Raw genomic sequence first — 26,840 nt, forward strand, 5'->3', positions numbered from 1 at the left:
TGGATGGCACGGGCTTCGCCCGTGTTCGCGGGACAAGCCCGCTCCCACAGGGATCGCGCAGCTTTCTAAGTTTTGTGGAAGACAGTTGCTCCCACCCGCCTCCAGCGCTGTCTTCAACACCGCACTCAAATGCCGACGCTGACTCTTCTCATGCTCCAGCAGCACCACGCGCCGTTTCAGCTGCGGCTCGCCGAATGGCAAACAGGTAGCCGCCGGCAAGCGCTGCAGGTCCTCATCTGACATGGGAATGATCGCGACCCCCAGGCCCGTCACCGCCATGCTCGCTAGCGCTTCCTGGCTGTCCAGTTCCATCTGCTCGCTGACCTGCAGATGCTGGCGGCGCAGTTCCTGTTCGATCTGGCGGCCCGCCCAGGCGCGCTTGTCGAAACGCAGGAAGGGTTGGCTGGCGAGCAGTTGCGGCAGGCTCTTGCCGGCCAGCTCAGGGCTGGCGATAGCCCAGAAGCGGTCCTCGAACAACGGCGTGTAATCCAGGCTCTGCGGGTAGGGGCTGACCGGCTCGGTGGTGATCGCGGCATCCAGGTCGCCGTCTTCGATGCGTCGCGCCAGCTCCGCCGACATGCCGGAGGCCACGCTGATGTGCAGGTCCGGGTGGTGTGCCTTGATCCACACCAGCGCCCGGGGCAGGCGCCGGGCCAGCACCGTATGAATGGCCCCCAGGCGCAGTCGGCCGCGCAGGCTCGGGCCAGTGGACACGGCATCGGCCAGTTCGTCATAGGCAGCGAGGATGGTCCCGGCCCGTGCCACGGCCAGTTGCCCAGCCTCGGTCAGCACCACCTGGCGGCGGCTGCGGTCGAATAGCTCAACCTGAAGTTCGTCTTCCAGCGTCTTGATGTGCAGGCTCACTGCCGAAGGCGTGAGGCTGAGCAGGTCGGCAGCGCGGGCGAAGGTGCCGTGGCGAGCGATGGTGACGAGGGTGCGCAGGGCTTTGAGTGACACGCGGAAGGGCTCCGATGGGAAGTATTTCATTCTGTGGCTGGATGGAATGCCTGGCAACCTACGCAGTCCCACTTGTCATGTGGGTACGACACCCGCCCATCCCAAGCCCTGGAGACACGACATGAAAGCACTGGTACTCACCGCATTGCTGGCTTCGGCCGGCCTTGCACAAGCTGCTGAGACGGTGGAACTCAAACTGGCGGGGCCGGACGGCCCAGGCAAGGTGATCGGCACCGTCAGCATCGAGCAGAACAAGTACGGCACCGTGCTTACCCCAGACCTCAAGGACCTGCCGCCAGGTGTGCATGGCTTCCACCTGCATCAGAATCCCTCGTGCGCACCGGCTGAGGAAAACGGCAAGCCCGTACCGGCAGGTGCAGCGGGTGGCCACTGGGATCCGGACAAGACCAACGCGCACAAAGGCCCCTATGACGACGGTGGCCACCGCGGTGACCTGCCGGCGCTGTATGTCGGCGCGGACGGCAAGGCTACCTATCCGGTATTGGCGCCACGCCTGAAGGCGTCCGACTTCAAAGGGCATGCGCTGATGGTGCATGCCGGCGGCGACAACCACAGCGACCACCCCGAGAAGCTCGGTGGCGGCGGTGCGCGGTTTGCCTGTGGGGTCGTGCAGTAGCACTGGTTAAGGGGCTGGCAGCGCGTCCCGCAGCCAGTCCACCAACCCCAGCACCGTGGGCGTGATATCCCGCCCATGGGGCACCACCAGGTAATACGCTTCTCGCGGCCGTACCACCAAGTCGGTAATCCGCACCAACTCACCCGATGTCAATAGGTGATCGATCATCCGCCCCCAGCCAAGCGCCACACCATGCCCATGCAATGCGGCCTGGATGTTGTCACTGTACAGGTGGCAACGCAGGCTGTAGCGCAATTTCGGCGGGTTGCCGCCCAGCTCGCGGAACCAGGTTGGCCAAGTCATCCAGCCTTCGGTGGTGGCATCGGCGTCGAGCAGGTCGACTTCATAAAGCGCCTCCAGCGAGTCGGGTACGGAATTGTTTGCCAGCCACTTGGGCGAGCACACCGGAAAGATCTCCTCGTCGAACAAGTGCAGCGCGCTGCCATCCAGCCAACGACCGTTGCCATAGCGCACCAGCAGGTCGACATCGTGGTTGCGCAGGTCGCCGGTGAACATTTGCGTGGCCAGGCGCAAGCGCAACTGCGGCATGGCCGCACGCAATTTGCCCAGGCGCGGCATCACCCGCAGCTGGGAAAAGGTGGCGGTCGAGCTGAGTACCAACTCCTGCTCGCCGCTGCCTTCGCTGATGCGGTCGAACACCGCCGCGACTTTTTGCAGCGATTCGGACAGCACCGCGAACAACGCCTGGCCCTCGCTGGTCAGGCGAATGCCTCGGTGCAGGCGCTGGAACAACTGGTTACCCAGGCTCTCTTCGAGCTGGCGGACCTGCTTGCTCACCGCCGCCTGGGTTACCCCCAACTCGCGAGCGGCCAGGGTAAAGCTGCCGTGGCGGGCCACCGCCTCGAAATCGAGAAGCGCGGTCATCGAGGGGATGATGCGTCGGTAGCCCTTGTGCGTATTGCCGTTTTCTTGTGTTTTCATGCGACGTCCTGGCAAGGCACGGCGCGCTGGTCCGCGCCGCGCGCTGACAGTGGCAGAAAAATCGTCGCGGGGGTAGTACGGTGACTAAGCGGTCACCCGCCATACGCCCATAGCGTGTTCCCTGGCTCACGCACTTTCGCGGGCAATGAGCTCACACTCCAGCAAATTCAGGCGCTGAACATCACCATCAGGCCGCAGTGCCCCAAGGTGCTGCAATACCCGCAGCGCCGCCAGTTCGCCAATCTCCCGCGACGGCGGGCGCAGGGTAGTCAGGCTTGGCATCAGCATTTCGGCAAACGCATAGTCGCCAAACCCCACGATCGCCATGTCCTCGGGCAAACGCAGCCCCGCGCGCTGGCCGGCGAGCAGGGCGCCCGCAGCCAAGTTGTCATTGGCGAAGATGATCGCCTCCGGGGGCGGGTTACGGCGGATCAACGCCTCCATGGCCTGCTTGCCCGCTTCGAACGCTGTGCTGTCAGCCGATGGCACGAACACCCACGGCTCAAGCCCCGCTTCGTGCAGAGTTGCGCTATAGCCGTCGCGCCGCTCCAGCGCACTCAGGTCGCCGGCTGCGCTGTTCTGCACGAAGGCAATGCGCCGATGGCCTTTATCCAGCAGATAGCGGCACGCCTGCACGCCGACCTGATGATGCAGAAAGCCCACCTGCATCGGTGTGCGTTCGGGGCAGTAGTCCCAGATTTCGACCACCGGCACGTCGGCTTCGGCCAGCATCTTTTCGGTTGCCGGGCTGTGGAAACGGCTGGTGACCACCAATGCAGCAGGCGACCAGCCGAGGATGGCGCGTACGGCGCTTTCTTCCTGAGCCTCATCGAAGTAACTGGAAGCCAGAAGCAACTGATAGCCGTGCCGGCTGAGGGTGTCGCTGAAGGCCTGGATGGTCTGAGCGAAGATTGGCCCGGAGATGTTCGGGATCACCATGCCGACGATACGCCCGCGTGCCGAAGCAAGGCCACCCGCCACCAGATTTGGCACATAGCCTAAAGCCTGGACGGCGGCTTCGATACGTTCGCGCAATGGCGGCGAAACCTGATGGGGCTGGTTGAAATAACGGGACACGCTGATGGCCGAAACATCGGCTGCCCGCGCCACTTCTGCAAGGGTGACGCGGCCGGCACCACGGCGCTTGCGGGGTGGATCCTTGGCTTGGCTCACGGGTGACATCCTTGAGAAATGCCGTGATGTTAGCGCTAACGGCCACACCTCTGGCAAATAGCTTTATTGCATATAAATCTGCATTTTTAGTATTTGACCTGCTAAGCAACCGCCTCTGATACTTGCTCATGTTAGCGCTAACAAGCGCTGCTGTTGGCAAGCGCCTGCCACTCGCACGAGCGAGACCAGACAACCCCAGCAATACCCGTGTCGGCCCCGGATGGGGCCTGGTCTGGTCTCGATTGGCAGAGTGAGCATCATGCAGAAAAGCCGTAGCACGTTCCCTTTTACCCAGCGCCAACCCCTGGCCGCCGCTGTGTTGCTGGCCGCCGTTGGCCAATGCGCACAGGCTGCCGAGCCGGCCGAGTACCCCCCGCAGGCGACTTCGCTGGGCGCGGTGACGGTAACCGCCACCCGTCGCGAATCGACCTTGCAGGCGGTGCCGGTGGCCGTGTCGGTGGTCGACGGCGAACAGCTTGAACGCGACAACCGCAACAACGTCGCCAGCATCGTCCAGCAAGTACCGGCCCTCAACTACCGTGCCGGCGCCTCGAACAAGGACACCTCACTGTTCATCCGCGGCGTGGGCACCATCTCCACGTCACCTGGCGTCGAGCCGACCGTGGCCACCGTGGTCGACGGTGTGGTGTTCGGCCGCCCTGGCCAATCCACCCTCGATCTGCTCGACCTTGAACGCATCGAAGTGCTGCGCGGCCCGCAAGGCACGCTGTTCGGCAAGAACGCATCGGCCGGTGTGCTGAATGTGGTCAGCAAAGCCATCCCCGAGCAGACCCAGGGCTATGTGGACTACTCACACTTCGGCGGCGGTGACGAAAACCGCCTGCGCTTCGGCATTGGTGGCCGCCTGAACGAGCAGCTCAAGGGCTCGCTCAGCACGCTGTGGGGCGACTATGACGGCAACGTCGAGAACCTCGCCAATGGCCACGACGTCAACGGCTACGAGCGCAAGGGTGTGCGCGGCAAGCTGGAATTCGAGCCCAGCGAAGCCCTGCGCCTGACCCTGATCGCCGATTACATGAAGGGGGAGGACACTTTGCCCAGCGGCGTGATCACACAGGCCAGCAGCGCCTTCGCCAACTCGCTACGACCGGTCACACCCAGCGCCCACAACCGCGATATCAACAGCGACTTCAAGACCCACGTCGAAGACCAGAACCAGGGCCTGTCGGCTCAGCTCGACTGGCAGCTGGGCGACTACACCCTGACCTCGATCAGCGCCTGGCGCGGCTGGGACAATACCCAGTACCAGGACGGCGACCGCCGCGCATTGCTGCCGGTCACCGCATCGCACGACAAAGGCACGGTGGACTACGACCAGTACAGCCAGGAGTTTCGCCTGACCTCGCCCAAGGGCCAGTTCAACGAATACGTGCTGGGTGCCTTCTACATGCACGGCACATCCAACGAAACCTACCAGCGCCTGTCGATCAACACCGGGTTGGCCAATACAGGCCGGGCCGACTACTCGACGACCAACGACAGCGTTGCCCTGTTTGGTGAAAACACCTTCAACTTCACCGACGACTTCCGTGCCATCTTCGGCCTGCGCTGGACCCACGACGACCTCGAATACGACCACCGTCGCGTCTCCACCTCGTCCACCGCCGTCACCGGCATCCAGCCTTCCACCTCCAGCTCCGGCTCGGTGGACGAAGATGGCTGGAGCGGCCGCACGGGCCTGCAATACGACTTCAGCGACAACCTCACCGGTTATGTCACCTACTCGCGCGGCTACAAAGGCCCGGCCTACAACGTGTTCTTCAACATGCAGCCGCGCGACACCGACGCGCTCAAGCCGGAAACCTCCGACGCCTACGAAATCGGCCTCAAGGGCACGGCACTGGACAACCGCCTGATGGCCAACTTGGCGGTGTTCCACACCGACTACGACGACTACCAGGCCAACTTCTACGACACCGTCGCCAACCAGGTGGTGACCCGCCTGGTCAACGCCGGCAAGGTCAAGACCCAGGGCGTGGAACTGGACACCAGCTTCCAGGCCACTCGCCAGCTCAAGCTGTCGGCGGCGCTGGCCTACACCAAGGCGCGGGTCGACCACTTCAACTGCCCGGTGGGCGCTGCGGCCAACTGCAACATCGACGGCGGTCGCCTGCCGTTTACCCCGGATTGGAAAACCTATGTGCGGGCGGACTATTCGATCCCGCTGGACAACGGCCTGGATATCGAACTGTCCAGCGACTACAGCTGGCAGGACGACGTGCAGTTCAGCCTCGACCAGAACCCCGACACCGTGCAAGGCGCCTACGGCATCTGGAACGCCAGCATCGCCCTGGCCGACTACAACGACGGCTGGCGCGTGGCGCTGCTGGGCAAGAACCTCGGTGACAAGTCGTACGCGCAGATGCTGGCCAGCGGCGGGGACTACATCTACCGCTCGGTGCCGCGTGACGACGGGCGTTATTTCGGCGTGCAACTGCGCAAGGACTTTTAACCACGTTACGCAAACCCCGGTAGGAGCGGCTTTAGCCGCGAAACAAGCGACGCGGTGGATGGCACCGGCTGCGCCGGTGTTCGCGGCTCAAGCCGCTCCCACAAAAGCCGCTCCCATAGAAGCCCCCTAAGCGGCCTGAATCAAAGGAGATCGACATGAGTCGTCAAATGAGCCTCGGCGCCTTCCTCATGGCCACCGGGCACCACCTCGCGGCCTGGCGCCACCCGGACGTACCGGCTGATCCGCTGGACTTCGCCAGCTACCGCCGCACCGCGCAGATCGCCGAGGCCGCCTGCTTCGACGCGCTGTTCGTTGCCGACAGCGTCGCCGCACCGACGGACGCCCTGGCCAGCCACAGCGCCCGTTCGGTGTACTTCGAGCCACTGACCCTGTTGTCGGCGCTGAGCGCGGTGACCGAACGCATCGGCCTGATCGCCACGGCCACCACCAGCTACAACGAGCCATACCACGTAGCACGCAAGTACGCTTCGCTGGATCATCTCTCGGGTGGCCGTGCAGGCTGGAACCTGGTCACCTCCGACGCCGCCGCCGAGGCGGGCAATTTCGGTCGCGATGCGCATATCCCGCACGCCGAGCGCTATGCCCGGGCGCGCGAGTTTCAGCAGGTGGTCCAGGGGCTGTGGGACAGCTGGGCGGACGATGCATTCGTGCGTGACAAGGTAAGCGGCCAGTTCCATCGCTCAGACGCGGTACGCAGCCTCGATCATGCCGGGGAGCACTTTCGCGTTCGGGGCCCGTTGAACGTTGCCCGTTCACCCCAGGGCCGGCCGGTGCTGGTGCAGGCCGGTTCATCGGAGGCGGGGCGCGAACTGGCGGCCGAAAGTGCCGAGGTGGTGTTCACCGCTCAACCCAGCCTGGCCCGTGCCCAAGCCTTTTATGCCGACCTGAAGGGCCGCTTGGCGCGCCATGGGCGCAACGAGGACGCGTTGAAGATCATGCCCGGGGTGTTCGTCGTGGTCGGGCGCAGCGCCGCTGAGGCTCAAGAAAAGCACCAGCAATTCCAGGACCTGGTCGACCCTCGCGTTGGCGTCGCATTGCTCGGGCGTATGCTGGGCAACTTCGACCTGTCCGGCTACCCGCTGGACGGCCCGTTGCCAGACCTGCCGCCCACCCAGGACGGCCAGCGCAGCCGCCAGCAACTGCTCACCGAGCTGGCCGGCAATGAACAACTGACCCTGGCCGAACTGGGCCGACGCATTGCCGGCGGGCGAGGGCATTACAGCCTGGTCGGCACGTCAACCCAGATCGCCGACGCGCTGCAGGCGTGGTTCGAAGGCCGGGCCGCCGATGGCTTCAACGTGCTGGTGCCGCACCTGCCACAAGGGCTGGAGGACTTCGCCACCCAGGTGGTCCCCGAGCTGCAACGCCGCGGTTTGTTTCGCCGCCAGTACCAAGGCCGCACCTTGCGCGAGCACCTGGGGCTGGCGCGTCCCGTCAACCCATTCTTCGCCGAACGAGGTCAACCATGAGCTACACCGCACATCCCGAGCGCTATGCGCGCATGCCTTACCGGAAAGTCGGCCGCAGTGGTCTGGTGCTGCCGGCCCTGTCCCTGGGCCTGTGGCACAACTTTGGCGACGCCACGCCCATCGCTATCCAGCGCGCCTTGCTGCACACGGCGTTCGACGCCGGCATCAACCACTTCGACCTGGCCAACAACTACGGCCCGCCCTACGGCAGTGCCGAAACCAACTTCGGCCGCCTGCTGCGCGAAGACCTGCGCAGTTACCGCGATGAGCTGATCATCTCCAGCAAGGCCGGCTGGGACATGTGGCCGGGGCCGTACGGGCAGGGCGGCAGTTCGCGCAAATACCTGATTGCCAGCCTCGACCAGAGCTTGCAGCGTCTGGGCCTGGACTATGTCGATATCTTCTACTCGCACCGGTTCGACGCCGACACGCCGCTTGAAGAGACCGCCATCGCCCTGGCCGATATCGTCCGCCAGGGCAAAGCGCTGTACATCGGTATCTCGTCCTATTCGGCCGGAAAAACACGTGAAATCGCCGCGCTGTTGGCAGAGTTGAAGGTGCCGCTGCTGATCCACCAGCCTTCGTACAACCTGTTCAACCGCTGGATCGAACATGACTTGCTCGATGCCACAGCTGAACTGGGCACCGGCGTAATCGTGTTCACCGCCCTGGCCCAGGGGCTGCTCAGTGACAAGTACCTCGATGGCATCCCGGCCGATGCCCGGGTCAACCGTGCAGGCGGCGGCTCGTTGCTGCCGCAGCATTTGTCCGAAGCCAATGTCTCCCGTGCTCGGGCCTTGAATGAAATCGCCCAGCGCCGGGGCCAGAGCCTGGCGCAACTGGCACTGGCCTGGACCCTGCGCGATCCACGGGTCAGTTCGGCACTGATCGGCGCCAGCCGACCCGAGCAGATCATCGAAAACGTGGCAGCGCTCGATAACCTGGCATTCAGCTCCGAGGAGCTGGCCGAGATCGACCAGTACGCCGTGGAAGGCGGAATCAATCTCTGGGAAAAACCCTCGACCGACTGGAAGGAGTGACCGATGCGCTTAGCACGCTTCGCCTTGATTGCGCTGCTGGCCCTGGCCGGTACGGTGCAGGCGGCTGACCCTGCCACCTTGCGCATCGGTTACCAGAAGGGCTCCATCAGTTTGGTGCTGGCCAAGCAGCACCGCCTGCTGGAGCAGCGCTTTGCCAACACCCAGGTCGAGTGGATCGAGTTTCCCGCCGGCCCGCAGATGCTCGAAGCCCTGAACATCGGCAGCCTGGACATCGGTTCCACCGGCGACATTCCGCCGATCTTCGCCCAGGCAGCGGGTGCCGACCTGCTGTACATCGGCGCCGAGCCGCCCAAGCCGAAAGCCGAGGTGATCCTGGTGCCCAAGGGCAGTCCGATCCAGTCGGTTGCCGAGCTCAAAGGCAAGCGCGTTGCCCTGCAAAAGGGTTCCAGTGCGCACAATTTGCTGTTGCGCAGCTTGGCCAAGGCCGGCTTGAGCATCCGTGACGTGCAACCCGTGTACCTGGCGCCGGCAGATGCGCGCGCGGCCTTCGAACGCGGCAGCGTGGATGCCTGGGCGATCTGGGATCCGTTCTATTCGGCGATTGACCTGGAAGGCAAGGCGCGGTTGCTGGCCGACGGCGAAGGGCTGGGGTTGATCGGGCCGTTCATGCTGGGTGCGCGGGGCTATGTCGAGTCCAATGGTGATTTCGTCAAGCAACTGCTGGACGAAATCACGCGCGCCGAGGCGCTGACGCGCACGGATGAAGCGGGCAGCATCAGGCTGTTGGCGCAGTTCATGGGCTTGCCGGAGGCCGTGGTGCGGCGCAGCTTCAGTCATCGGCCGGCGTCGCCAGTGATTGCGGTGAGTGACGAGATCGTGGCGGCGCAGCAGCGTACGGCGGCGTTGTTTTTCGAGAATCGGGTGTTGCCCAAACGGGTGGATATTGCGAGAGCAGTTTGGCGGCCGAAATGATGTAACAGTTCCGGCCCATTCGCGGACAAGCCCGCTCCCACAGGTTTTGCGGCGACCCGATACTTGTGGGAGCGGACTTGCCCCGCGAAAGGGCCGGTTCAGACTGCCGATCAACCGCGGGCAAACGCTAGTAGCTTGTCCCCATCCAACCGATACCGCACCCACTCATCCTGCGGCTCGGCCCCCAGCGACTTGTAGAAACCGATCGCCGGTTCATTCCAGTCGAGCACACTCCACTCCAATCGCCCGCAACGTTTCTCCACCGCCTCCCGCGCGATATGCCGCAAAAGGTCGCGGCCGGCGCCACCGCCGCGTTGCTCCGGCGTGATATACAGGTCTTCCAGGTAAATCCCGTTACGCCCCAACCAGGTCGAATAACTGTAGAAGTACACGGCAAACCCGATCGCCTTGCCATCGCGCTCGCAAATCAGGCTGTGCACCGTACTGCCCGCGTCGAACAGGCTATGCTCGATATCGGCAACGCTGGCGATCACCTCATGGCGGGCACGTTCGTAATCGGCCAATTCGGTGATGAAGGCAAGGATTTGCGTAGCGTCGGTGCGGACGGCGGGGCGGATGGTCAAGCTCATGCAGGGCTCCCATGTTCTGAAGTGTCGGTAGCGATACAGTAATGTGTATCTGCGTAATTTAATACAACTGTACCGGTCGCAGGGCAGGGCGACTCCAGTAGTGTGACAGCACTTATAACGCTCCTGGAATGCCTGCCATGCTTGCCTCTTTCGACCTGCTCACCGCCTTCGTGCTGTTTGCCTTCGTTTCTTCGATCACCCCGGGACCCAACAACACCATGTTGCTGGCGTCGGGCGTTAACTTCGGTGTGCGCCGTTCGATCCCCCATGCGCTGGGCATCAGTATCGGCTTCATGATCATGGTGCTGGCCGTCGGCCTGGGCCTGGGCGAGGTGTTCAAGGCTTGGCCTGCGTTGTACACCATTCTGCGCTACGTGGGCGCCGCCTACTTACTGTACCTGGCTTGGAAGATCGCCACCTCTGGGCCGCTCAGCGCCGACTCGCCCAACGCTCGCAAGCCGCTGAGCTTTCTCGGCGCAGCGGCATTCCAGTGGGTCAACCCCAAGGCCTGGGTGATGGCAGTGGGGGCGATCACCACTTACACGCCAGCCCAGGGCTATGTGATGAACGTGATCCTCGTTGCAGCGGTGTTCGCCTTGGTCAACCTGCCAAGCGTGGGGGTGTGGGTGATGTGCGGCAGTGCCCTGCGCAACCTGTTGCAGAACCCGCGCTGGCTGATGCTGTTCAATGTCCTGATGGCCCTGTTGCTGGTGATATCGCTGTACCCGCTGCTGTTTGTAGAATCGTCGTTTTCGTAACGCGGCGAGTAGCACGAACCCATGCAGTTGATCCCCTGGTCCCATGAATGCTCCGAAGGTTTCACCCTGCGCGGCTGGCGCTCGCCCGCCAGCGGCAGGCCGTTGCTGCATTTCCTGCATGGCAACGGTTTTTGCTGCCTGGCTTACGAGCCGATGCTGATGCGCCTTGGCGAGCATTTCGACCTTTGGCTGTGTGATGTCCAGGGGCATGGCGACAGTGACCATGGTGGCGTATTCCGCGGTTGGAACCGTACTGCTGCCTTGGCGGTGGAGGCCTTCGAGGCGGGTCGTGGCGAATATGGTGAAGTTGCACGCTTTGCGCTGGGGCACAGCTTCGGCGGCGTGCTCACGGGGTTGATCCTCGCCAGCAAGCCGGGCCTATTTGAACGTGCCGTGCTGCTCGACCCGGTGCTCTTCAGCCGGCGCATGATCGGTGTGATGGGGGCGGCTGCGCTGGTCGGCCTGCACCGCCGGCATGCCCTTGCGCGCAAGGCCGCGAGCCGCCGCAGCCACTGGCCAGACCGCGAGGCGGCACTGGCCTCGCTGCAGGGACGGGGGATTTTCAAGGGTTGGCACGATGCGGCTTTACAGGCTTATATCGAGCACGCGCTTGGCGATTGCGGTGAGGGCGTAGTGCTCAAGTGCCGCCCCAGCCGCGAGGTGGAGATTTTCAGTTCGTTCCCGGCACGGATGTGGGCGCAGCTGGCCGCCATTCAGACCCCTGCACGGGTGTTGTACGGTGAGCAGACCTATCCCTTCGTGCCCCATTCGGTGCAGCGGTTGGCATCCCTCAATGCAAACGTCCAAGCTCGCCAGGTAGCCGGTGGGCACTGTTTCATGCAGGAGGCCCCAGCCATGGCAGCACAGCAGGTGTTGGATTTCCTGCAGGGTTAACGGATTGTTCCATTGATGGAACGATCAATGCCATTTGCACTGGCTACCGACTAATTAGTCTCATTGATAAGGTTAACCCAGCCTTAGAGAGGAGATTTCTCATGAAAAAGATCCTGGGTATTCACCGCAGCCCTCACGCCCACTGGGTAGGCGATGGCTTCCCGGTGCGCAGCCTGTTCACCTACGACAACCTGGCCAGCCAGGTCAGCCCATTCCTGCTGCTGGACTACGCAGGCCCACACGATTTCACTCCGACTACTGAGCGGCGGGGGGTCGGCCAGCATCCTCACCGGGGCTTCGAAACCGTCACCATCGTTTATCAGGGTGAGTTGGAACACCGCGATTCAACCGGTGCCGGTGGCCTGATCGGCCCAGGGGACGTGCAGTGGATGACCGCCGCCAATGGCATCATCCATGAAGAGTTCCATTCCCCGGCGTTCGCGCGCAGTGGCGGCCTGCTTGAAATGGTGCAGCTGTGGGTCAACCTGCCGGCGCGCGACAAGCGTGCGGCTGCCGGATATCAGACGCTGCTTGCGGCGGATATCCCGAACGTGGCGCTTGAGGGTGACGCTGGCAGCCTGCGGGTGATCGCTGGCCAATACCAAGGGAATCAGGGCCCGGCGCGGACATTTACCGCGATGGACGTCTGGGACATGCGCCTGAAGGGTGGTTCGACGCTGCGCTTGCCCATCGCTGCAGGCCGCAATGCCGCGCTGGTGGTACTGCGTGGAACGGTGCGGGTCGATGCCGAGCGTGAGGCTGGGCCAGCCAGCCTGGTGTTGCTTGAGCGCGATGGCGAAGACGTGATGGTCGAGGCGCTCGAAGGCGCCAGTGTGCTGTTACTCAGCGGCGAGCCGATCGATGAACCGATCGTGGGCTATGGCCCGTTTGTGATGAATAGCCAGGCGGAGATTGCCGAGTCGTTCGATGATTTCCATTCCGGGCGGTTTGGGCAGATGGAGGACGAAACTAACTGACAGCCTGCGCCGGCTTCTTCGCGGGCAAGCCCGCTCCCACAGGAAAGCCATTCCCTTTGAATACGGTGTTGTCCCTGTGGGAGCGGGCTTGCCCGCGAAGAGGCCGGCACAGCTGGCGAAAACCCTGGCATCATGACGCAATGACTCACCTGCACGCCGTACGTCGCATCCTCAATCCCAACGGCCACCATTCCCTGTGGCTGCGCTACCGTGCCCCCTATCATTGGCCCTCGACCCTGGCATTCCTGTCGGCCCGCTGCATTACCGGCATCGAAACCTTCAGCAACGGCAGCTACCGTCGTACCCTGGTCATCAACGGCCAACATGCCGTTCTCGAAGCCAGGCCCGCAGCGGGCAACCATCTCCACATCCGCATCAGCGCCATTGGCAGCGCCGCAATTCCCGCCTTGATCGCCCGCATCCGCCGGGTCTTCGACCTGGATGCCGACCCAGCACGCATCGCGACTGCCTTGTCGAGCGATCCACTGATGGCCAAGCTGGTTGCTGCCCGCCCAGGCCTGCGCGTGCCGCAAGGTTGGGACGCCTGCGAGCAAGCCATGCGCACCGTGCTCGGCCAGCAGATCAGCGTGGCCGGTGCCATGACCCTGGCCGCACGCCTGGTGGCGCGTCATGGGCAACCACTGAGCGTGCCGGCCACCGGCCTGACCCACCTGTTCCCGACCCTGCAAGCGCTCGCCGCTGCAGACTTGGCCAATCTCGGCATGCCCCGCTCTCGTGCGGCGACTCTCGCTACCATGGCCTGCGCGCTGCTCGATCAACCCGATTTGCTGAGGGCGGGGCAGGGGCTGCCAACGCTGCTCGGTAATCTTTGCCGCCTGAGGGGTATCGGCCCCTGGAGCGCTCACTACCTGGCGCTGCGCCAAGCAGGCGAGGGCGATGCTTTTCCGTTGTGTGATGTTGCCTTGGTCAAGGCGTTGCGGTTGCTGGAAGGGCCTGGCACTGATTTGGCCGAGCGGTCATTGGCCTGGCAACCTTGGCGCGCCTATGCCGCGCAGCATTTATGGGCGTCCTTGGGCGATTGACCGCCTGTCGTCAAGTGCCATCATTGGATCGAACGGTCATGGCCCTCGGCTGTTCTTCCACTAAGGTGCTAGATGATCTTCTGCATATTCATTGCCCCGGCGCATGGACGGCCGCTTGGGCATGCGCATTATCAATTGGCACCCCGCCTGCCAAGGGCGTACTCACTTAATTACAGGCCATCCATAACAAGAGAGGGTCGTGACATGTCGTTGATTGGAGTTTCGATACTGGAAATGCGCCAAATGATTGAACAGGCCTGCCTGCCTGACCGCTGTGAAGTCAGCTGCACCGATGGGTCCAGCTTGACCATACGCCTGGGCCAGGGGCAAAGCCTGGAGGAGGGCGTTACCCTCACCGGGGTGTCATTGCAGAACCTCAATAGTTGCCGAGATGTGGTCAACCTGGTGGGTCAACTGCACGCGCTACGCGCCAGTCACCCAACGTCGCTGAGGGCGATCGCCTGATTACCCTCGTGTGCCGGTCAGCCGAGGCTGGCCGGCCGCACGTATTCCGGCATCAGGCCGTTGGTCCAGAACAGGATCATCGACACCAGGATGGTTACCAGTAGCAATAATCCCACCCCCCATACACAGGTCGCGAACAGCATCGCCTGTTCCTTGCGCAGCCGCAGGAAGGTTTGCAGCCCGCCGTACAACAGCACGGTCGCATAGGCTGAAGCGGCTACCAGCACCAGCAGCACTAACCAGCGGATGGGTACCAGCCCGATAATCCCAGCGAAGAACCACGGCGAGGCGCAGTAGGCGGCAAAGCCGATGCACTGGCTGAGGCTCGGTTGCACGTCGAAGCCGCGTGACATCCAGCGGATCATTACCCCCATTAATATCACCCCGACTACCGTAGTGGCGTACAACAACCCGGCCAGTTGTGCAGCACTGGCCATGCTCAGGCGCACCCGCTCTTCAGCGGCCAGGCTCCAGCCGAAGGTGGTGGTGCCGACGAACAGGCACAGCGCGGGAATCAATGCCAGGACCAGCAGGCGGGGTAGGTATTGTTGCGGGTGGTCTTCTTCGGCGCGGCGGATTTCCATCCAGGCGTCTGAAGGGTGGGTAAATAGTTTGAGCAAAGGACTGTTCATGGCGTTCTCCTGAAGGCAGAGGCCCTTATTTATGGAGACGCGCGGTTCACAGCAGGTTCAGCTCGCTTCGCCGCCGTTGATCGGCTTATTGCAGTTCAACCAGCAGGTTCAGGCCACCATCGCCGCATTTACCCTGGTCCCGGACCACACCATGATAGCTACGCCCATCCCACACGAACGCCACGCTGTGGGCGCGTTCTACCTTATCTGGCAGCGGTGGGCAGATGTGCAGCCGCAGGGCGGGGCGGCCCTGGAGATTCAATGCGGCGAGCTGACACTGGCACTCCACACTCTGCGCTATCGGTCCGAACAGCGTATCGCGCACATAGTCGAGTTGCAGATTGGCGTTAGGCGAACGGCCGGGCATCTTCATCGCTGCGGGGCTCCAGCAAAGTGACCTGTTATCGGTTTTTTGAAAGCGGGTACGTGCGGTTGTTCAACTTTTTTTGGGGAGGCCAATTGTCGTAAATAGACCCCGATGTGGGGAAAGGCTATGGGGACACCCCCCAGTTTGCTCCGGCCACTCACATAAGTAATTGATTAATAGAGTATTTTACTTGTGGCATGCACCTTGCTGAACCTCTCGCAGAGTTCCTGTGTCCCGGAGGTGCAGCATGTCGACCCCGAATAAAGGCCCCGTCCTGACATCACTTGTTCTGGCCCTAATGGGCTGGGAAGCCACCAGCGAGGCGGCTGTGCAATGCCAGCGCACCCTGGTGGCCAACGTGGTGGCGCTGGATCAGCCGCTGATGTTCAATCGCCTTGGCGCGCAGAACGCCAACGGCATGATGTTCGCGCTGCGCCAGGATGTGGTGGACGAACACCAGGTTCCGCTGAGCCAGGGCGGGGCCGCTGTGCCCGGCAAAGTTACCCTGCGCCCGGACAAACGCCCACGCCCTATCGTGCTGCGGGTTGCCGCCGGTGATTGCCTCACGGTCAACCTGACCAACTTGCTGGCGTATCAAGCCAACCCCAACAAGCACGGCATCGACCACGAAGAGAACGAGGTTGAGGGGGAAGAAGGTGAAGAAGGGGAAGAAACCCCGGAAGTGGAAAATGAAGGCGGCGAAAACTTCGTCGCCGACGAGCAGGTGACCGACCGCCATGTCGGCTTCCAGGTCAACGGCCTGCAGGCCGTCAACGGCATCGGTGACATCGCCGCCAACACCGGCCGCAACGGCAACTTCCTGATCGCCCCAGGCGCGACCCGCAGCTACACCCTCTACGCTGAGCGCGAAGGTGCGTTCGCCGCCACCAGCCTCGGTGCGACCTTTGGTGGCCAGGGCAATGGCGGCAACGTGGCCAACGGCCTGTTTGGCCAAGTGGTGGTGGTCCCCAAAGGTGGGCGCACCTACCGCAACACCCTCACCGAAGAAGAGATGCGCCTGGCCAGCACCGGCCGCACTGCGACCGGCCAACCGGTGGTGAACTACGAAGCGCGCTACCCGCAGTTGCAACCGTGGATCGCTGAAGGCAAGGCCGGCAAGCCGATCATCGCAATGGTCGACGGCAGCGAAATCCTCAGCAGCGAAACCGACGCCATCGTCATGGGCCCCAACCCGGACGGTAGCTTCCCGCGCTCCACTTATCCGTTGGAAAGCATCAACAAGCGTAATCCGGCGTTGCCCAACCGGCTGGAAGCCTTCCGCGACTTCGCCTCACAGTTCGCCGATGAAGTGGCGGCCACCCAAGCCTTCCCCGGCTACTGGGCGGACCCGGTGATGGGGCATGTACTGGAGCCTACGCGTGATTCGTTCATGATCAACTACGGCTCGGGTGGTATGGGCGCCGAAGTGGTGGCCAATCGCCTAGGCGTCGGGCCGATGCACGATTGCCTGTCGTGTGCCTACGAGGAGTTCTTCCTCAGCGCGCACACCGTGGGCGACATCGGTACCCTGGTGGACGTGCCGGCCAACATCGGCCTGGAGCACATTCGCCCCGGCGAAACGCCACCGGCCAGCGCCATTGGCGTCAAGGCCAACATGGCGCTGTACCCGTCGGAACCTGCCAACGTGCACCACAGCTACATTGGCGATTTCACCAAGTTCCGCAACACCCACAACGGCCACGAGCAGCACATCTTCCACTTGCACGGCCACCAATGGCTGTTCAACCCCAATGACGACAATTCCGACTACATCGATGCCCAGGGCATAGGCCCCGGCGTGGGTTACACCTACGAGATCGCCAATGGCGGTTCGGGCAACCGCAACCGGGTAGCGGGCGACGCCATCTACCATTGTCACTTCTACCCGCACTTCGCCCAAGGCATGTGGGCCATGTGGCGGGTGCACGATGTGTTCGAGGAAGGTACCCGGCTGGAGGTCAGTGGCGAGGGTGCCAACGGCTTCCATGGCACGCCGTTCGCCTTGCGCAGCGGCAAGCCGGCGGCTGGCGCGCGGGCGTTGCCGGATGGCGAGATTGTCGCCGGCACCCCAATTCCGGCCATTGTGCCATTGCCAGGCAAGGCCATGGCGCCGATGCCGGGCAAGGTCGTGGTGGTGCCTAAACTTTCCGAGCAGTTGGTCGCCGAGCATGATGACGACGAAGGCGAGGAGGAGGGCGATGACGATCACGGCAACGCACCGATCGCCAAGGCTGTCGGCTCGCTGGCCCTGGTGGATCGCAGCGAGATCAACCGCAACGCCGACGGCAGCCTGAAAAACCCGGGCTATCCCTTCTGGATCGGCGGCATGGAAAGCAGCGTCGGCCAACGCCCACCGACCCCGCCACTGGACATGCTCGACCCGGCCCTGGCGCGCCAGCTCAAGGACAGCGGCAAGGCACTGTGGGCCAATCTCGACGGCAATCAGGTCGACGGCTGGGACGGCGGCCTTGGCCGTCACGCCCTGGACGGAGTGTCCGCTGGCGGCGAAGCTGAAGCCATCACCACCAAGCTGGACTTCTCGAAGGTGGTGCATAAAGCCAAGCCGATCTACCTGCCTGAAGAAGGCACCGACGTCGAACAGGCCGCGATGCAGTTCCACGCCAAGGCAGAGCACCCAAGCTTCGCCTTGATTCCCGGCAGCCAGCCGGTGGCCAAGGCGTTCCGCACCAACGGCGCGCTGCCCACTGCGGGCGCGCCGTTCTTCGAACCGTGCATGGACGACCGCGGCAAACGCCTGACCCAATCTTCGGGCACCGGCGAATTCTTCAGCGGCGAGAGCCTCACTGGCATCAACTTCCGTGGCGCGTCGACGTTCACCGCCGACCGCCCACGCATCTACAAGGGCGCCAACATCCAGTTCGACGCGGTGTACAACAAGGTCGGCTACCACTTCCCGCAGGCCCGTATCATCGCGCTGTGGGAAGACGCCTGGCCGGTGATCACCAAGCAGCGCCCACCGGAGCCGCTGGTGATGCGCATGAACACCTTCGACTGCACCATGTACCAGCACACCAACCTGATCCCGTCGTTCTATGAAATGGACGACTACCAGGTCCGCACCCCAACCGACGTGATCGGCCAGCATATCCACCTGCCCAAGTGGGACCTCACCGCGGCCGATGGTTCAGCCAACGGCTGGAACTACGAGGACGGCATTCTTTCGCCCGGCAGCGTGGTGGAGCGTGTGCATGCCATCCGTGCGTTCAATGAATGCAGCGAAGGCGACAGCCGCGATGGCACCGCCGCCTGCCCGAAAGCCAAGTTGCACCCATATTTCGGTCGCTTCGGCCGGGCTGACTGGGTAGGCGCACGCACGGCCATGCAGCGTTGGTTCGCCGACCCGCTGGTCAACGTGCACAACGTCGACCGTGGCCTGGGCACCATCTTCACCCATGACCACCTGGGCCCATCGACCCACCAGCAACTGGGCCTGTATGCCACCGTGCTGGCAGAACCGGCCGGCTCCACCTGGTACCACGCCGAAACCGGCGAGAAGCTGTACAACCCGGCGCTGCGCCAGGACGGCGGCCCGACCTCGTGGCAGGCGGTGATCCAAACCGGCGACCACGACGGCGATGGCAAGAACGACAGCTACCGCGAATTCTTCCTCGAGTACAGTGACTTCCAGCATGCCTATGAAGCCGGCGTGTATGTGGGCGCCGGCCCCGATGGCATCCCCAACGGCCAGGCGTACCCGGCCACCGGCGACAGCTTCCGCTACGCCATCAACCCACCGGTACGGCAGAAGGCTTCGACCCTGCTGGAATCGGTGGTCGAGTCGCGTGGCGGGCTGAGCCCAGGCTGCCCGTCCCGGCCATGCCCGCAGGCGATTTCGGTGGATGACCCCGGCATGTTCGTCGTCAACTACCGCAACGAGCCGCTGGCCCTGCGCGTGTTCGACCCGAACAAAGTGGCCCCGGATGGCAAGCGCGGCATGCAGGCCGATGGCCTCGGTGGTGACCTCGGCTATGCCCTGCAAAGCCGTACCGACCGCGCCATCCCGGCGATGAACCTGGCACCGTCGGCGATCACCTCGGCCGTGGGCCCCACCGGTGGAACCACATTGTTCCCGCCGAACATCAACACCGCAGGCAGCGAACCGGGCGACCCGTTCACCCCATTGCTGCGCACCTACTCCGGCGACAACGTGCGCCTGCGCATGCATGCCGGTGGCCATGAAGAGGAGCACAACGTCACCCTGCACGGCGTCAAATGGCTGCAGAACGGCACCGGCTTTGGCAACAGCTCCAACTCGGGCTGGAAGTCGTCGCAGATGATCGGTATTTCCGAACAGCTGGGCTTCATGGCGCCGGTGTCGATGATCTCCAGCTCTGCCGCCACCAACGGTGACTATTTGTACTCGCTGGATGCGGCGCTGGAAGGCTACTGGAACGGTATCTGGGGTGTCATGCGCAACTACACCGCGCAACGCGCCGACCTGTTCCCGCTGCCCAACAACCCGCAGCCGGTGGCCATGCGCAACACCGTCAACTTCGACGGCATCTGCCCAAAAACCACCGCCAACCCCAGCGGCGTCGGCAGCCGGGCGACGGTCAAGCGCAACTACGAGATCGTCGCTGCACTGGCCAATGACATCCTCGAAAACCGCCATGGCGTCAGCATCAATGACCCTGCAGGCATCGGCCAACACGTCGGTGGCCCGCTCAAGGCCAACGGCGGCACCCTGGTGTTCAACAGCCGCAAGACCAGCATCCCGCAAGTGACGGTGACCGACGAGGAAGACGGCGCCACCTTCACCGTGGGCGGCCACAGCGCACCCTTGCACGACCCGACCGCCGTGCTGTACGTGCGCAAAGCCGACCTGGACAGCAGCACCGGCAAGCTCAAGGCCGGGGTGCCGGTGGAGCCGCTCGTGCTGCGCGCCAACGCTGGCGACTGCATCAGCATCACCCTGGAAAACCGCCTGCCGCTGGTCATGCCCGACCTGCCCAGCACGGCGGTGATGCAGAACGTGGTCAAGCGCGACCGCAACGGTAGCGAAGGCTCCACCGCCTTCAACAACAACCTGATGCGGCCGTCCAGCCACATCGGCCTGCATGCGCAGTTGCTGGCCTACGACATCACCAAGTCCGATGGTGTCAACGTCGGCCTCAACCCTGTGCAGACCGTACCGCCGCGCAGCGGCAGCAGCGGCGCCTACCCGAGCAAGGTGTACCAGTACTACGCCGGGCACCTGGAGCGCGAAGGCAAACCGACGCTGCAACTGGGCCGCACGGTGGACAACATCAACACCACGGCGATCGAGTTCGGTGGCCTCAACCTGACCCCGGCGGATGTCATCAAGCAGTCGCAGAAGGGCCTGGTCGGTGCCATGAGCATCTTGCCGCAAACCGCGACCTGGACCGAGGACGTTGCCAGTCGTGCCCAGGCCACGGTCAAGGTCAGCGGCCAGCCGGACTACCGCGACTTCGTCACGGTCTGGCAGCGCTCGCTGAACATGCGCTGGGCCGACGGCCGCCCGGTGGAAGGCATCGCCACCGAAGGCAACGGTGTGCCCGGTGACCCGAAAGACAACGGCAACATGGCCATCAACTACAAGACCGAGCCGCTGTGGCTGCGCTTCGGCCTGGCGCCGGACGCCCCGTTCGGCCATGCCGATGGCTTTGGCTTTGCCGACGTACCGAACGCGCACATGGCCTACAGCAATGCCCTGGTCGGCGGCGACCCGCAAACCCCGGTGCTGTATGCCAAGCCCGGGCAGCCGGTGCGCAGCCACGTGGTGATGCCGAGCGGGGGTAGCCGGGGTATTACCTATCAGCTCGACGGGCACCTGTGGCCGCTGCATGCCTACCAGGCTGAAAAGAATGACCTCGATGGGTACCCGATGAACCTCCCGGGGATTGGCTCAGTGCGGTTCGGCTACAACCCGATGTCGATGTATGTGGGGGCGCAGGAGAGCGTGCTGCCGGCGGCGCACTTCAGCTTTATGTTGCCAAGTGCGGGTGGGGCGAATGCGGTGCCGGGGGACTACCTGTTCCGGGACTACGCGGCTTACGGCAACACTTCGGGGCTATGGGGGATCTTGCGGGTGACCAATGATCCGCCACCAGCCTCCGCGCCAGCTCAATAACGCAACACTGTTCAACACAAGAAGTCTGCAGGTCGGCCAAGTCACTGGATGTCCAGTGACTTGGCATTTGCGTTACCAACTCAACCGGGAAATTGCAGACATACGGAGTTACCAACCGACACGAGCCAGCGCGGGTATGGTTGTTGCACCTATACGCAATATGCCGTTGAAGTCGGGCGTTAGGGCGTTCAGGTTGACCGCCCAAGAGCTTCCGCCTCCTGGCCAGTTATCAGCACTCCAGTATTCGGTATTTGGCCAACCCAAGATCTGCGGTACAGATCTGTCGGTATCTTCGTCTTTGTATTGCAACCAGAAATGTTGCATCCATCCCCTACTGATCGCGAAATGTTCTGGGCGGGCTGGATTAGACGCGGGGTTTGGCCAAAAGTTATTATCGCGGCGAGTGACCAGTCGCACGGTACCTGTAAATGTAATGGAATAACTGGCTTGGCTGCCCGCTGTGTCGGTCACAGTGATACGTGCCGTACCAATACCCGTGGCCACCACGCGCCCATCCTCGTAAACAACCGCAATATTCGTATTGCTGGAACTGTAGGTATACGGTTTGAGTCCACCTGTGGCTGGCCGATCTAAGTGGGCATTAGATTGCGCGGCAGGACTTCTGGGCGGGCGGTCGGAAGCGATGATGTAGTTCGGTCCTAAAGCCTGCACGTGGTCGTTACCGATGTTCAGTGGGGCCTGAACCTTGAAAGAGAAGGGCTCGGATATTCTAACTTTCGTTGTAGCGCTTTTTTTTATGAGGGTTGGCATGCTGGCTCCAGTGTGTGATGAAAACACAGTCATGAGTCTCAATGGAATCGATCCTCCACGAAACTGCCAATAATGCTAGGTGCGTTCTTGCGGGTGACCAATGATCCGCCGCCGTCAACGGCCTCGGCATAAGAGTGCAACGTACTGCAGTACAAACAGGCCGCTGGAGCGGTCCGGCGGCCTGTCTTTCAACTCACCAGTTCACCCGAGCAATGGAAGACAATAAAATACCGCCTTCCTGGGAGAAGCCACCGAAGTCGGGGGTAATGTTATTGAAGTTCACCGCATAGGCGTTACTGTTGGTGAGGACGTTATCCCTGGACCAGTAGCGGCCATTCGTCCAGCCCAGAATCTGTGGCACTGAAAGATTGGGATTTTCAGTCCTGTATTGCGACCAAAACTGCCGCATCTCCTCCCGAGTCAATGCATGATTATCGGGGCGTGCGGGCCTATCCCAAGGCGGTGCCCAATTGACGTTATTCCGGAGCGTGACCCGTCTTACCACGCCCGTGAAGGTAATGGAGTAACGGGCCTCCTGCCCACGGCTATCGACCACGGTGATAACTGAAGTACCTGCGCCCGTGGCCACCACCTTTCCGCTCGCGTCCACGACAGCGACCTGTTTATTGCTCGATGCATAGCGGTAGGGGGGATGGCCGCCCCGAGCTTGGCGCTGGTAGGAAGCGTTAGATAAAGGATTAAGGGGAGGGCGTCCATCAGCAATGATGTAACCGTCACCGATGGCCTGCTGGTGATCTGCACCAATGAACACTCCGCTATCGACTTTGAAAGCGAGCGGCGCGGATGTCCGGGCTGTTGTTACCGCAGCGTGTAAGTTGGGAGCTGTCATAGGGGCTTTAGTCCGTGGGTGGTCTGAGCCCTGAGTCTTGCTGAAATCGTAACTGCTCGAAACTAGCAATAATGATAGGTACGGTTGGGGAGCGTCCCTACCGTCGGGGCACAATGAGCAAAGCCCCCGGATTCGGGGATAACGCCGGGTTATCCTCCCCACTGTTCTCCGGTTGTTACGCCAAGCCTTTGTTTCTACGATAGTTCACCAGTGGCACATCACTTGCTTCTGCCCTCCACAGAACAATGATCCGTTGGAGGTGCTGCATGTTCATCCCGCCCGAAACCGCTTCACCTCCTGCACTTGAACCCCGCCCGGGCACGAGGGCGCCAACATGACGTTGAAAATCCGCCCGGTGTATGCCGGCCTGCTGTTGAGCATGGCCCTGATCGGTTTAGGGGTCGTCTACGAAGAGCTCTGGTGCGACCTGCGCGAGCTGCAGCAGGAACCTGCCGACCCGCAGGCCCTTCACCGGCTCAGCCGCGACGGCGTGACTGTGGAATTCGAAGCAAGCCCGCTGGCGGGCGGCGAAGTGCGCGAAGGTGCTTTCGCCAACATCCGCTTCAAAGTCACCGACCAGAGTAGCGGCCAGCCGCTCTCAGGCATGGCGCCAGGTGCGTGGATCGACCCGGCGCAATCGGCGCCGCTGGAAGGCAACCGTGACCAGAGCTGCAAGGCCCGCGTCGCGCTGTTTCTCAAGAGCAGCATCGGCGCCAGGCCGTTGCTGGACTTGAACAGCTACTTCCTGCTGGTGCTGAACAAGGATGCCAGCCTGACGGTGATCGACCCGACGGTATCGGTGGGCGGCGTCACCAGCACCATGGCCCGTATCGACCTGCCAGGCCGGCCCATGGACTGGGTGGCCACCGGTGATGACAGGCTGGTGTTCGTTTCGATCCCCGAGCGCGGCAAGGTCGCGCTGATCGACACCGAAACCTTCACCCGCGTCGCCACTCTTGATGCCGGCGACATGCCGCTGCGCGTGGCCCTGCAGCCCGACCAGCACCGTTTGTGGGTCGGCAACAACAGCGAAGACCCGGCCAAGGGCGGGGTGACGGTGATCGATGTACCGGGCCGCAGCACGCTGAAGACCTTCGCCACCGGCTCCGGGCACCACGAGATCGCCTTCAGCGCCGATTCGCGCTACGCCTTTGTCAGCAATCGCGACGGCGGCACCCTGAGCATCATTGACATTCCCGAGATGCGCTTGCTGAAAACCGTGGAAGTCGGCCCGCACCCGCTGGCGGTCGCGTATTCGGCACTGTCCCAGGCGGTGTATGTGAGCGATGGCTCGGAAGGTACCGTGCGGGTCTACGATGCGCGCAACCACCAGTTGCGCCATACGGTGCAGGCCGAACAGGGCCTGGGGCCGATGCGCTTCAGCAGCGATGGCCGTTACGGCATCGTCCTCAACACGTTGGAAAACCAGGCCCTGGTGATCGACGCCAGCACCGACAAGCTGATCCACCGCATCCCGGTGGCGGCCGAGCCGTACCAGCTGACCTTCACCAAAGGCTACGCTTACGTGCGCGGCCTGGCATCCTCCAAAGTGAGCATGATCAACCTCAGCAGCCTGGGTGAGGGGCGCACGCCGATCGTCCAGGGCTTCGAGGCTGGCCCTGCCGCGCCGCGCCAGGCCGGTGACCTGCCGTTGGCGCAAGGGCTATCGGTGTCGCGCGATGACAATTCGGTGTTCGTGGTCAACCCGGTGGACAACACCACCTACTTCTATGCCGAGGGCATGAACGCACCGATGTCCGGCTACAACAACCGCGGCCACCAGGCCCGCGCTGCCATTGTCATTGACCGCAGCCTGCGCGAGGTGGCACCGGGTGTGTACGGCTCGACGGTGAAAATGCCCGCAGCGGGCAAGTTCGATGTGGCGTTCCTGCTCAACCAGCCACAGATCATCCACTGCTTCAGCACCGATGTCGCCGCAGCACCCGATGCGAGCAAACGCAAGGGCGCCCACGCCGAGTTCATCGGCCTCGACCAGCCCCTGCCACAGCACAGCGCCTTCACCGCCAAGGTTCGTATCGTCGGCGACGATGGCCTGCCACGGCTGGGCCTGGACGACCTGACCCTGCGCTACTTCCTGGCACCCTCGTCGATGCCGCGCAACTTGCGCCTCGAAGAAGTGGGTGAGGGCGTGTACCAGGCCGCGCTGATACTGCCCGAGGCCGGCGCCTGGTACCTGCATGTGCAGTCGCCCTCGCTGGGGCGCAAGTTCACTGAAGAAAACTACACCAGCCTGCGCGTCCTGCCGACCGCAGCGACTGCCGCTTCCCCGACCGAAGTGAGGACTGTGCGATGAACGCCACGCATGCTTGCAAGCTGCTTGCCCTGAGCCTGGCCCTGGCGGGCTTCAGCAACCTCGCCCTGGCGCACGCCGGCCATGACCACAACGGTGCTGCCGAACCGCAGGCGGCGGCGCGCCAGGAAAAAGCCAGCGTGCGCTTTGCCGATGTCTCGCTGCTGGACCAGAATGGCATGCCGGTGCGCCTGGAGAAGGACCTGGTGGGTGAGCACCTGGTGGTGATGGGCTTCATCTACACCAGCTGCACCACAGTATGCCCGGTAGTGTCTTCGATCATGGGCAAGGTTCAGCAGCAATTGGGCGGCCGGGTCGGCGAAGAGATTCAACTGGTGTCGATCAGCGTCGACCCGCAGCGTGACGATTCCAAGCGCCTGCAGAGCTACGCCAAGGCTTTCCAGCACGGCCCCGGCTGGAGCTGGCTGACTGGCTCGCCCTACGCCATCACCGAAACCCTCAAAGGCTTGGGTAGCTTCTCTGCCGACCTCACCCAGCACCCGCCGCTGATCCTGGTGGGCGACGGGCGCAGCGGCCACTGGACGCGCTATTACGGTTTCACCGACCCGGCCGTGCTGATTGCCGAAATCAATCGCCTCAGCGCCCGCCGCGTGCACGCCAAAAGTACCGCCATCGCTGATCACCATGAGGTGCAACCATGAGCGCTCACAGCTCGCAGCATTCGACCATGCGCAGCCTCGACTGGCTGGTGTTGGCCGCTTGCCTGTGGATTTTCGCCTCGGTCGCCATGGCCCACGAAGGCCATGCGCCAAGTGGCCCCAGCCCGCAGCCAGCGCCACCGAGCATGACCAGCGGCGGCGGTACCCGCGATGCGCAGACCTGGTTCACCGATACCGTGCTGCGGGACCAGAACGGCCGTGAGCTGCGCTTCTACAGCGATGTGCTCAAGGACAAGGTGGTGATGCTCAACGTGATCTTCACCCACTGCACCGACGCCTGCCCGCTGATCACCCGCAAGTTGCGCGAGGTACGTGAGGCCATGGGGCCTGAGTTGGCCAGCCAGGTGACCTTCGTCTCGATTAGCAGTGATCCGCTTAACGATACCCCGGCTGCGCTCAAGGCCTTTGCCCAGAAGCAGGGGGTAGACATTGCCAACTGGCTGTTCCTGACTGGCGACAAGGCCAATGTAGACCTGGTGCTCGGGCGCATCGGCCAGTTTCTACCCAGCCCCGAGCAGCATTCTACCCAGTTGATTGCCGGGGATGTGGCCGGCAAGCGCTGGAGCAAGATTCGACCGGATGCCCCACCACAAGCTATCGCCCAGCGGATGCAGTTGCTCACTCAACCTCTGGCTGGGCGCTGAGCTATGAGCATCTGGGGTGTCTGTACCCGCCCTTTCGCGGGTCAAGCCCGCTCCCACAGAGATAGCGCATCTCTCAAGGGCAGTGGGGTCTCTGTGGGAGC

General features: G+C 63.1%; 21 protein-coding genes and 1 pseudogene. 14 read left to right on the forward strand and 8 right to left on the reverse strand.

The window, feature by feature from the left end; all coding sequences use genetic code 11:
* Positions 1–96: 96 nt before the first annotated feature.
* A pseudogene (locus tag ACZ6YA_RS18505) lies at positions 97–957 on the reverse strand (LysR family transcriptional regulator); the annotation flags it as partial.
* A gap of 121 nt (positions 958–1,078) precedes the next feature.
* Here ACZ6YA_RS18505 and sodC point away from each other — a divergent pair.
* Positions 1,079–1,594: a superoxide dismutase [Cu-Zn] SodC gene (gene sodC / locus ACZ6YA_RS18510; RefSeq protein WP_465898539.1), complete on the forward strand. Its 516-nt coding sequence runs from the start codon at positions 1,079–1,081 to the stop codon at positions 1,592–1,594.
* A gap of 6 nt (positions 1,595–1,600) precedes the next feature.
* Here sodC and ACZ6YA_RS18515 read toward each other — a convergent pair whose 3' ends face one another.
* Together ACZ6YA_RS18515 and ACZ6YA_RS18520 are read right to left on the reverse strand one after the other, a co-directional pair.
* The gene (locus ACZ6YA_RS18515; protein WP_465898540.1) at positions 1,601–2,536 is read right to left on the reverse strand and encodes a LysR substrate-binding domain-containing protein; all 936 of its coding nucleotides are present in this window, start codon (positions 2,534–2,536) and stop codon (positions 1,601–1,603) included.
* Positions 2,537–2,662: 126 nt separating this feature from the next.
* The gene (locus ACZ6YA_RS18520) at positions 2,663–3,709 is read right to left on the reverse strand and encodes a LacI family DNA-binding transcriptional regulator (protein ID WP_465898541.1); all 1,047 of its coding nucleotides are present in this window, start codon (positions 3,707–3,709) and stop codon (positions 2,663–2,665) included.
* 259 nt (positions 3,710–3,968) lie between these two features.
* On the opposite strand from ACZ6YA_RS18520, the gene ACZ6YA_RS18525 reads away from it, so the two are divergent.
* From ACZ6YA_RS18525 to ACZ6YA_RS18540, 4 genes are all read left to right on the forward strand, one after another.
* On the forward strand, positions 3,969–6,182 hold the full coding sequence (locus tag ACZ6YA_RS18525) for a TonB-dependent receptor (RefSeq protein WP_465898542.1): 2,214 nt from the start codon (positions 3,969–3,971) through the stop codon (positions 6,180–6,182).
* A 155-nt stretch (positions 6,183–6,337) separates the two neighbouring features.
* Positions 6,338–7,672 (forward strand): LLM class flavin-dependent oxidoreductase, encoded by a 1,335-nt coding sequence (locus ACZ6YA_RS18530; RefSeq protein ID WP_465898543.1) that lies wholly within the window; start codon positions 6,338–6,340, stop codon positions 7,670–7,672.
* Entirely contained in the window at positions 7,669–8,712 is a 1,044-nt protein-coding gene (mgrA, locus tag ACZ6YA_RS18535; RefSeq protein ID WP_465898544.1) for an L-glyceraldehyde 3-phosphate reductase, read from the forward strand. The genes ACZ6YA_RS18530 and mgrA overlap by 4 nt, the downstream gene beginning before the upstream one ends.
* A gap of 3 nt (positions 8,713–8,715) precedes the next feature.
* Positions 8,716–9,645 (forward strand): aliphatic sulfonate ABC transporter substrate-binding protein, encoded by a 930-nt coding sequence (locus ACZ6YA_RS18540; RefSeq protein ID WP_465898545.1) that lies wholly within the window; start codon positions 8,716–8,718, stop codon positions 9,643–9,645.
* A 110-nt stretch (positions 9,646–9,755) separates the two neighbouring features.
* On the opposite strand, the gene ACZ6YA_RS18545 is transcribed toward ACZ6YA_RS18540, so the two are convergent.
* Entirely contained in the window at positions 9,756–10,235 is a 480-nt protein-coding gene (locus ACZ6YA_RS18545) for a GNAT family N-acetyltransferase (RefSeq protein WP_465898546.1), read from the reverse strand.
* 128 nt (positions 10,236–10,363) lie between these two features.
* Between ACZ6YA_RS18545 and ACZ6YA_RS18550 the strand changes: the two genes are divergently transcribed.
* The 5 genes from ACZ6YA_RS18550 (at position 10,364) to ACZ6YA_RS18570 (ending at position 14,372) form a co-directional block, all read left to right on the forward strand.
* The gene (locus tag ACZ6YA_RS18550; RefSeq protein WP_465898547.1) at positions 10,364–10,993 is read left to right on the forward strand and encodes a LysE family translocator; all 630 of its coding nucleotides are present in this window, start codon (positions 10,364–10,366) and stop codon (positions 10,991–10,993) included.
* 21 nt (positions 10,994–11,014) lie between these two features.
* Positions 11,015–11,887, forward strand: coding sequence for an alpha/beta fold hydrolase (locus ACZ6YA_RS18555; protein ID WP_465898548.1), 873 nt, complete (start codon positions 11,015–11,017; stop codon positions 11,885–11,887).
* 101 nt (positions 11,888–11,988) lie between these two features.
* The gene (locus tag ACZ6YA_RS18560; RefSeq protein ID WP_465898549.1) at positions 11,989–12,864 is read left to right on the forward strand and encodes a pirin family protein; all 876 of its coding nucleotides are present in this window, start codon (positions 11,989–11,991) and stop codon (positions 12,862–12,864) included.
* A 140-nt stretch (positions 12,865–13,004) separates the two neighbouring features.
* The gene (locus tag ACZ6YA_RS18565) at positions 13,005–13,907 is read left to right on the forward strand and encodes a DNA-3-methyladenine glycosylase family protein (protein WP_465898550.1); all 903 of its coding nucleotides are present in this window, start codon (positions 13,005–13,007) and stop codon (positions 13,905–13,907) included.
* 204 nt (positions 13,908–14,111) lie between these two features.
* The gene (locus tag ACZ6YA_RS18570; protein ID WP_465898551.1) at positions 14,112–14,372 is read left to right on the forward strand and encodes a DUF1652 domain-containing protein; all 261 of its coding nucleotides are present in this window, start codon (positions 14,112–14,114) and stop codon (positions 14,370–14,372) included.
* Positions 14,373–14,389: 17 nt separating this feature from the next.
* Here the strand turns inward: ACZ6YA_RS18570 and ACZ6YA_RS18575 are convergent, their stop codons facing one another.
* Both ACZ6YA_RS18575 and ACZ6YA_RS18580 read right to left on the reverse strand, forming a co-directional pair.
* On the reverse strand, positions 14,390–15,004 hold the full coding sequence (locus tag ACZ6YA_RS18575) for a Yip1 family protein (RefSeq protein ID WP_465898552.1): 615 nt from the start codon (positions 15,002–15,004) through the stop codon (positions 14,390–14,392).
* Positions 15,005–15,089: 85 nt separating this feature from the next.
* Entirely contained in the window at positions 15,090–15,377 is a 288-nt protein-coding gene (locus ACZ6YA_RS18580; protein WP_346615854.1) for a hypothetical protein, read from the reverse strand.
* A 241-nt stretch (positions 15,378–15,618) separates the two neighbouring features.
* On the opposite strand from ACZ6YA_RS18580, the gene mnxG reads away from it, so the two are divergent.
* Positions 15,619–21,483, forward strand: a complete 5,865-nt coding sequence (gene mnxG, locus ACZ6YA_RS18585) for a manganese-oxidizing multicopper oxidase MnxG (RefSeq protein WP_465898553.1) — start codon at positions 15,619–15,621, stop codon at positions 21,481–21,483.
* Positions 21,484–21,591: 108 nt separating this feature from the next.
* On the opposite strand, the gene ACZ6YA_RS18590 is transcribed toward mnxG, so the two are convergent.
* Both ACZ6YA_RS18590 and ACZ6YA_RS18595 read right to left on the reverse strand, forming a co-directional pair.
* Positions 21,592–22,254, reverse strand: a complete 663-nt coding sequence (locus ACZ6YA_RS18590) for an Ig-like domain-containing protein (RefSeq protein WP_465898554.1) — start codon at positions 22,252–22,254, stop codon at positions 21,592–21,594.
* 193 nt (positions 22,255–22,447) lie between these two features.
* Positions 22,448–23,104 carry an Ig-like domain-containing protein gene (locus ACZ6YA_RS18595; protein ID WP_465898555.1) on the reverse strand — a complete coding sequence of 219 codons (657 nt, stop codon included), beginning with the start codon at positions 23,102–23,104 and terminating at the stop codon, positions 22,448–22,450.
* Between the two features lie 334 nt (positions 23,105–23,438).
* Between ACZ6YA_RS18595 and ACZ6YA_RS18600 the strand changes: the two genes are divergently transcribed.
* Genes ACZ6YA_RS18600 through ACZ6YA_RS18610 form a run of 3 tightly spaced genes read left to right on the forward strand, consistent with a single transcriptional unit; the run spans position 23,439 to position 26,739 of the window.
* On the forward strand, positions 23,439–25,418 hold the full coding sequence (locus ACZ6YA_RS18600) for a YncE family protein (protein ID WP_465898556.1): 1,980 nt from the start codon (positions 23,439–23,441) through the stop codon (positions 25,416–25,418).
* Positions 25,415–26,077, forward strand: coding sequence for an SCO family protein (locus ACZ6YA_RS18605; protein WP_465898557.1), 663 nt, complete (start codon positions 25,415–25,417; stop codon positions 26,075–26,077). The genes ACZ6YA_RS18600 and ACZ6YA_RS18605 overlap by 4 nt, the downstream gene beginning before the upstream one ends.
* A 26-nt stretch (positions 26,078–26,103) precedes the next feature.
* Complete coding sequence (locus tag ACZ6YA_RS18610; protein WP_465898642.1) at positions 26,104–26,739, forward strand: SCO family protein; 636 nt, start codon at positions 26,104–26,106, stop codon at positions 26,737–26,739.
* The last annotated feature ends 101 nt before the right edge of the window (positions 26,740–26,840 follow it).

Source organism: Pseudomonas sp. NPDC090752 (genome assembly GCF_055584805.1).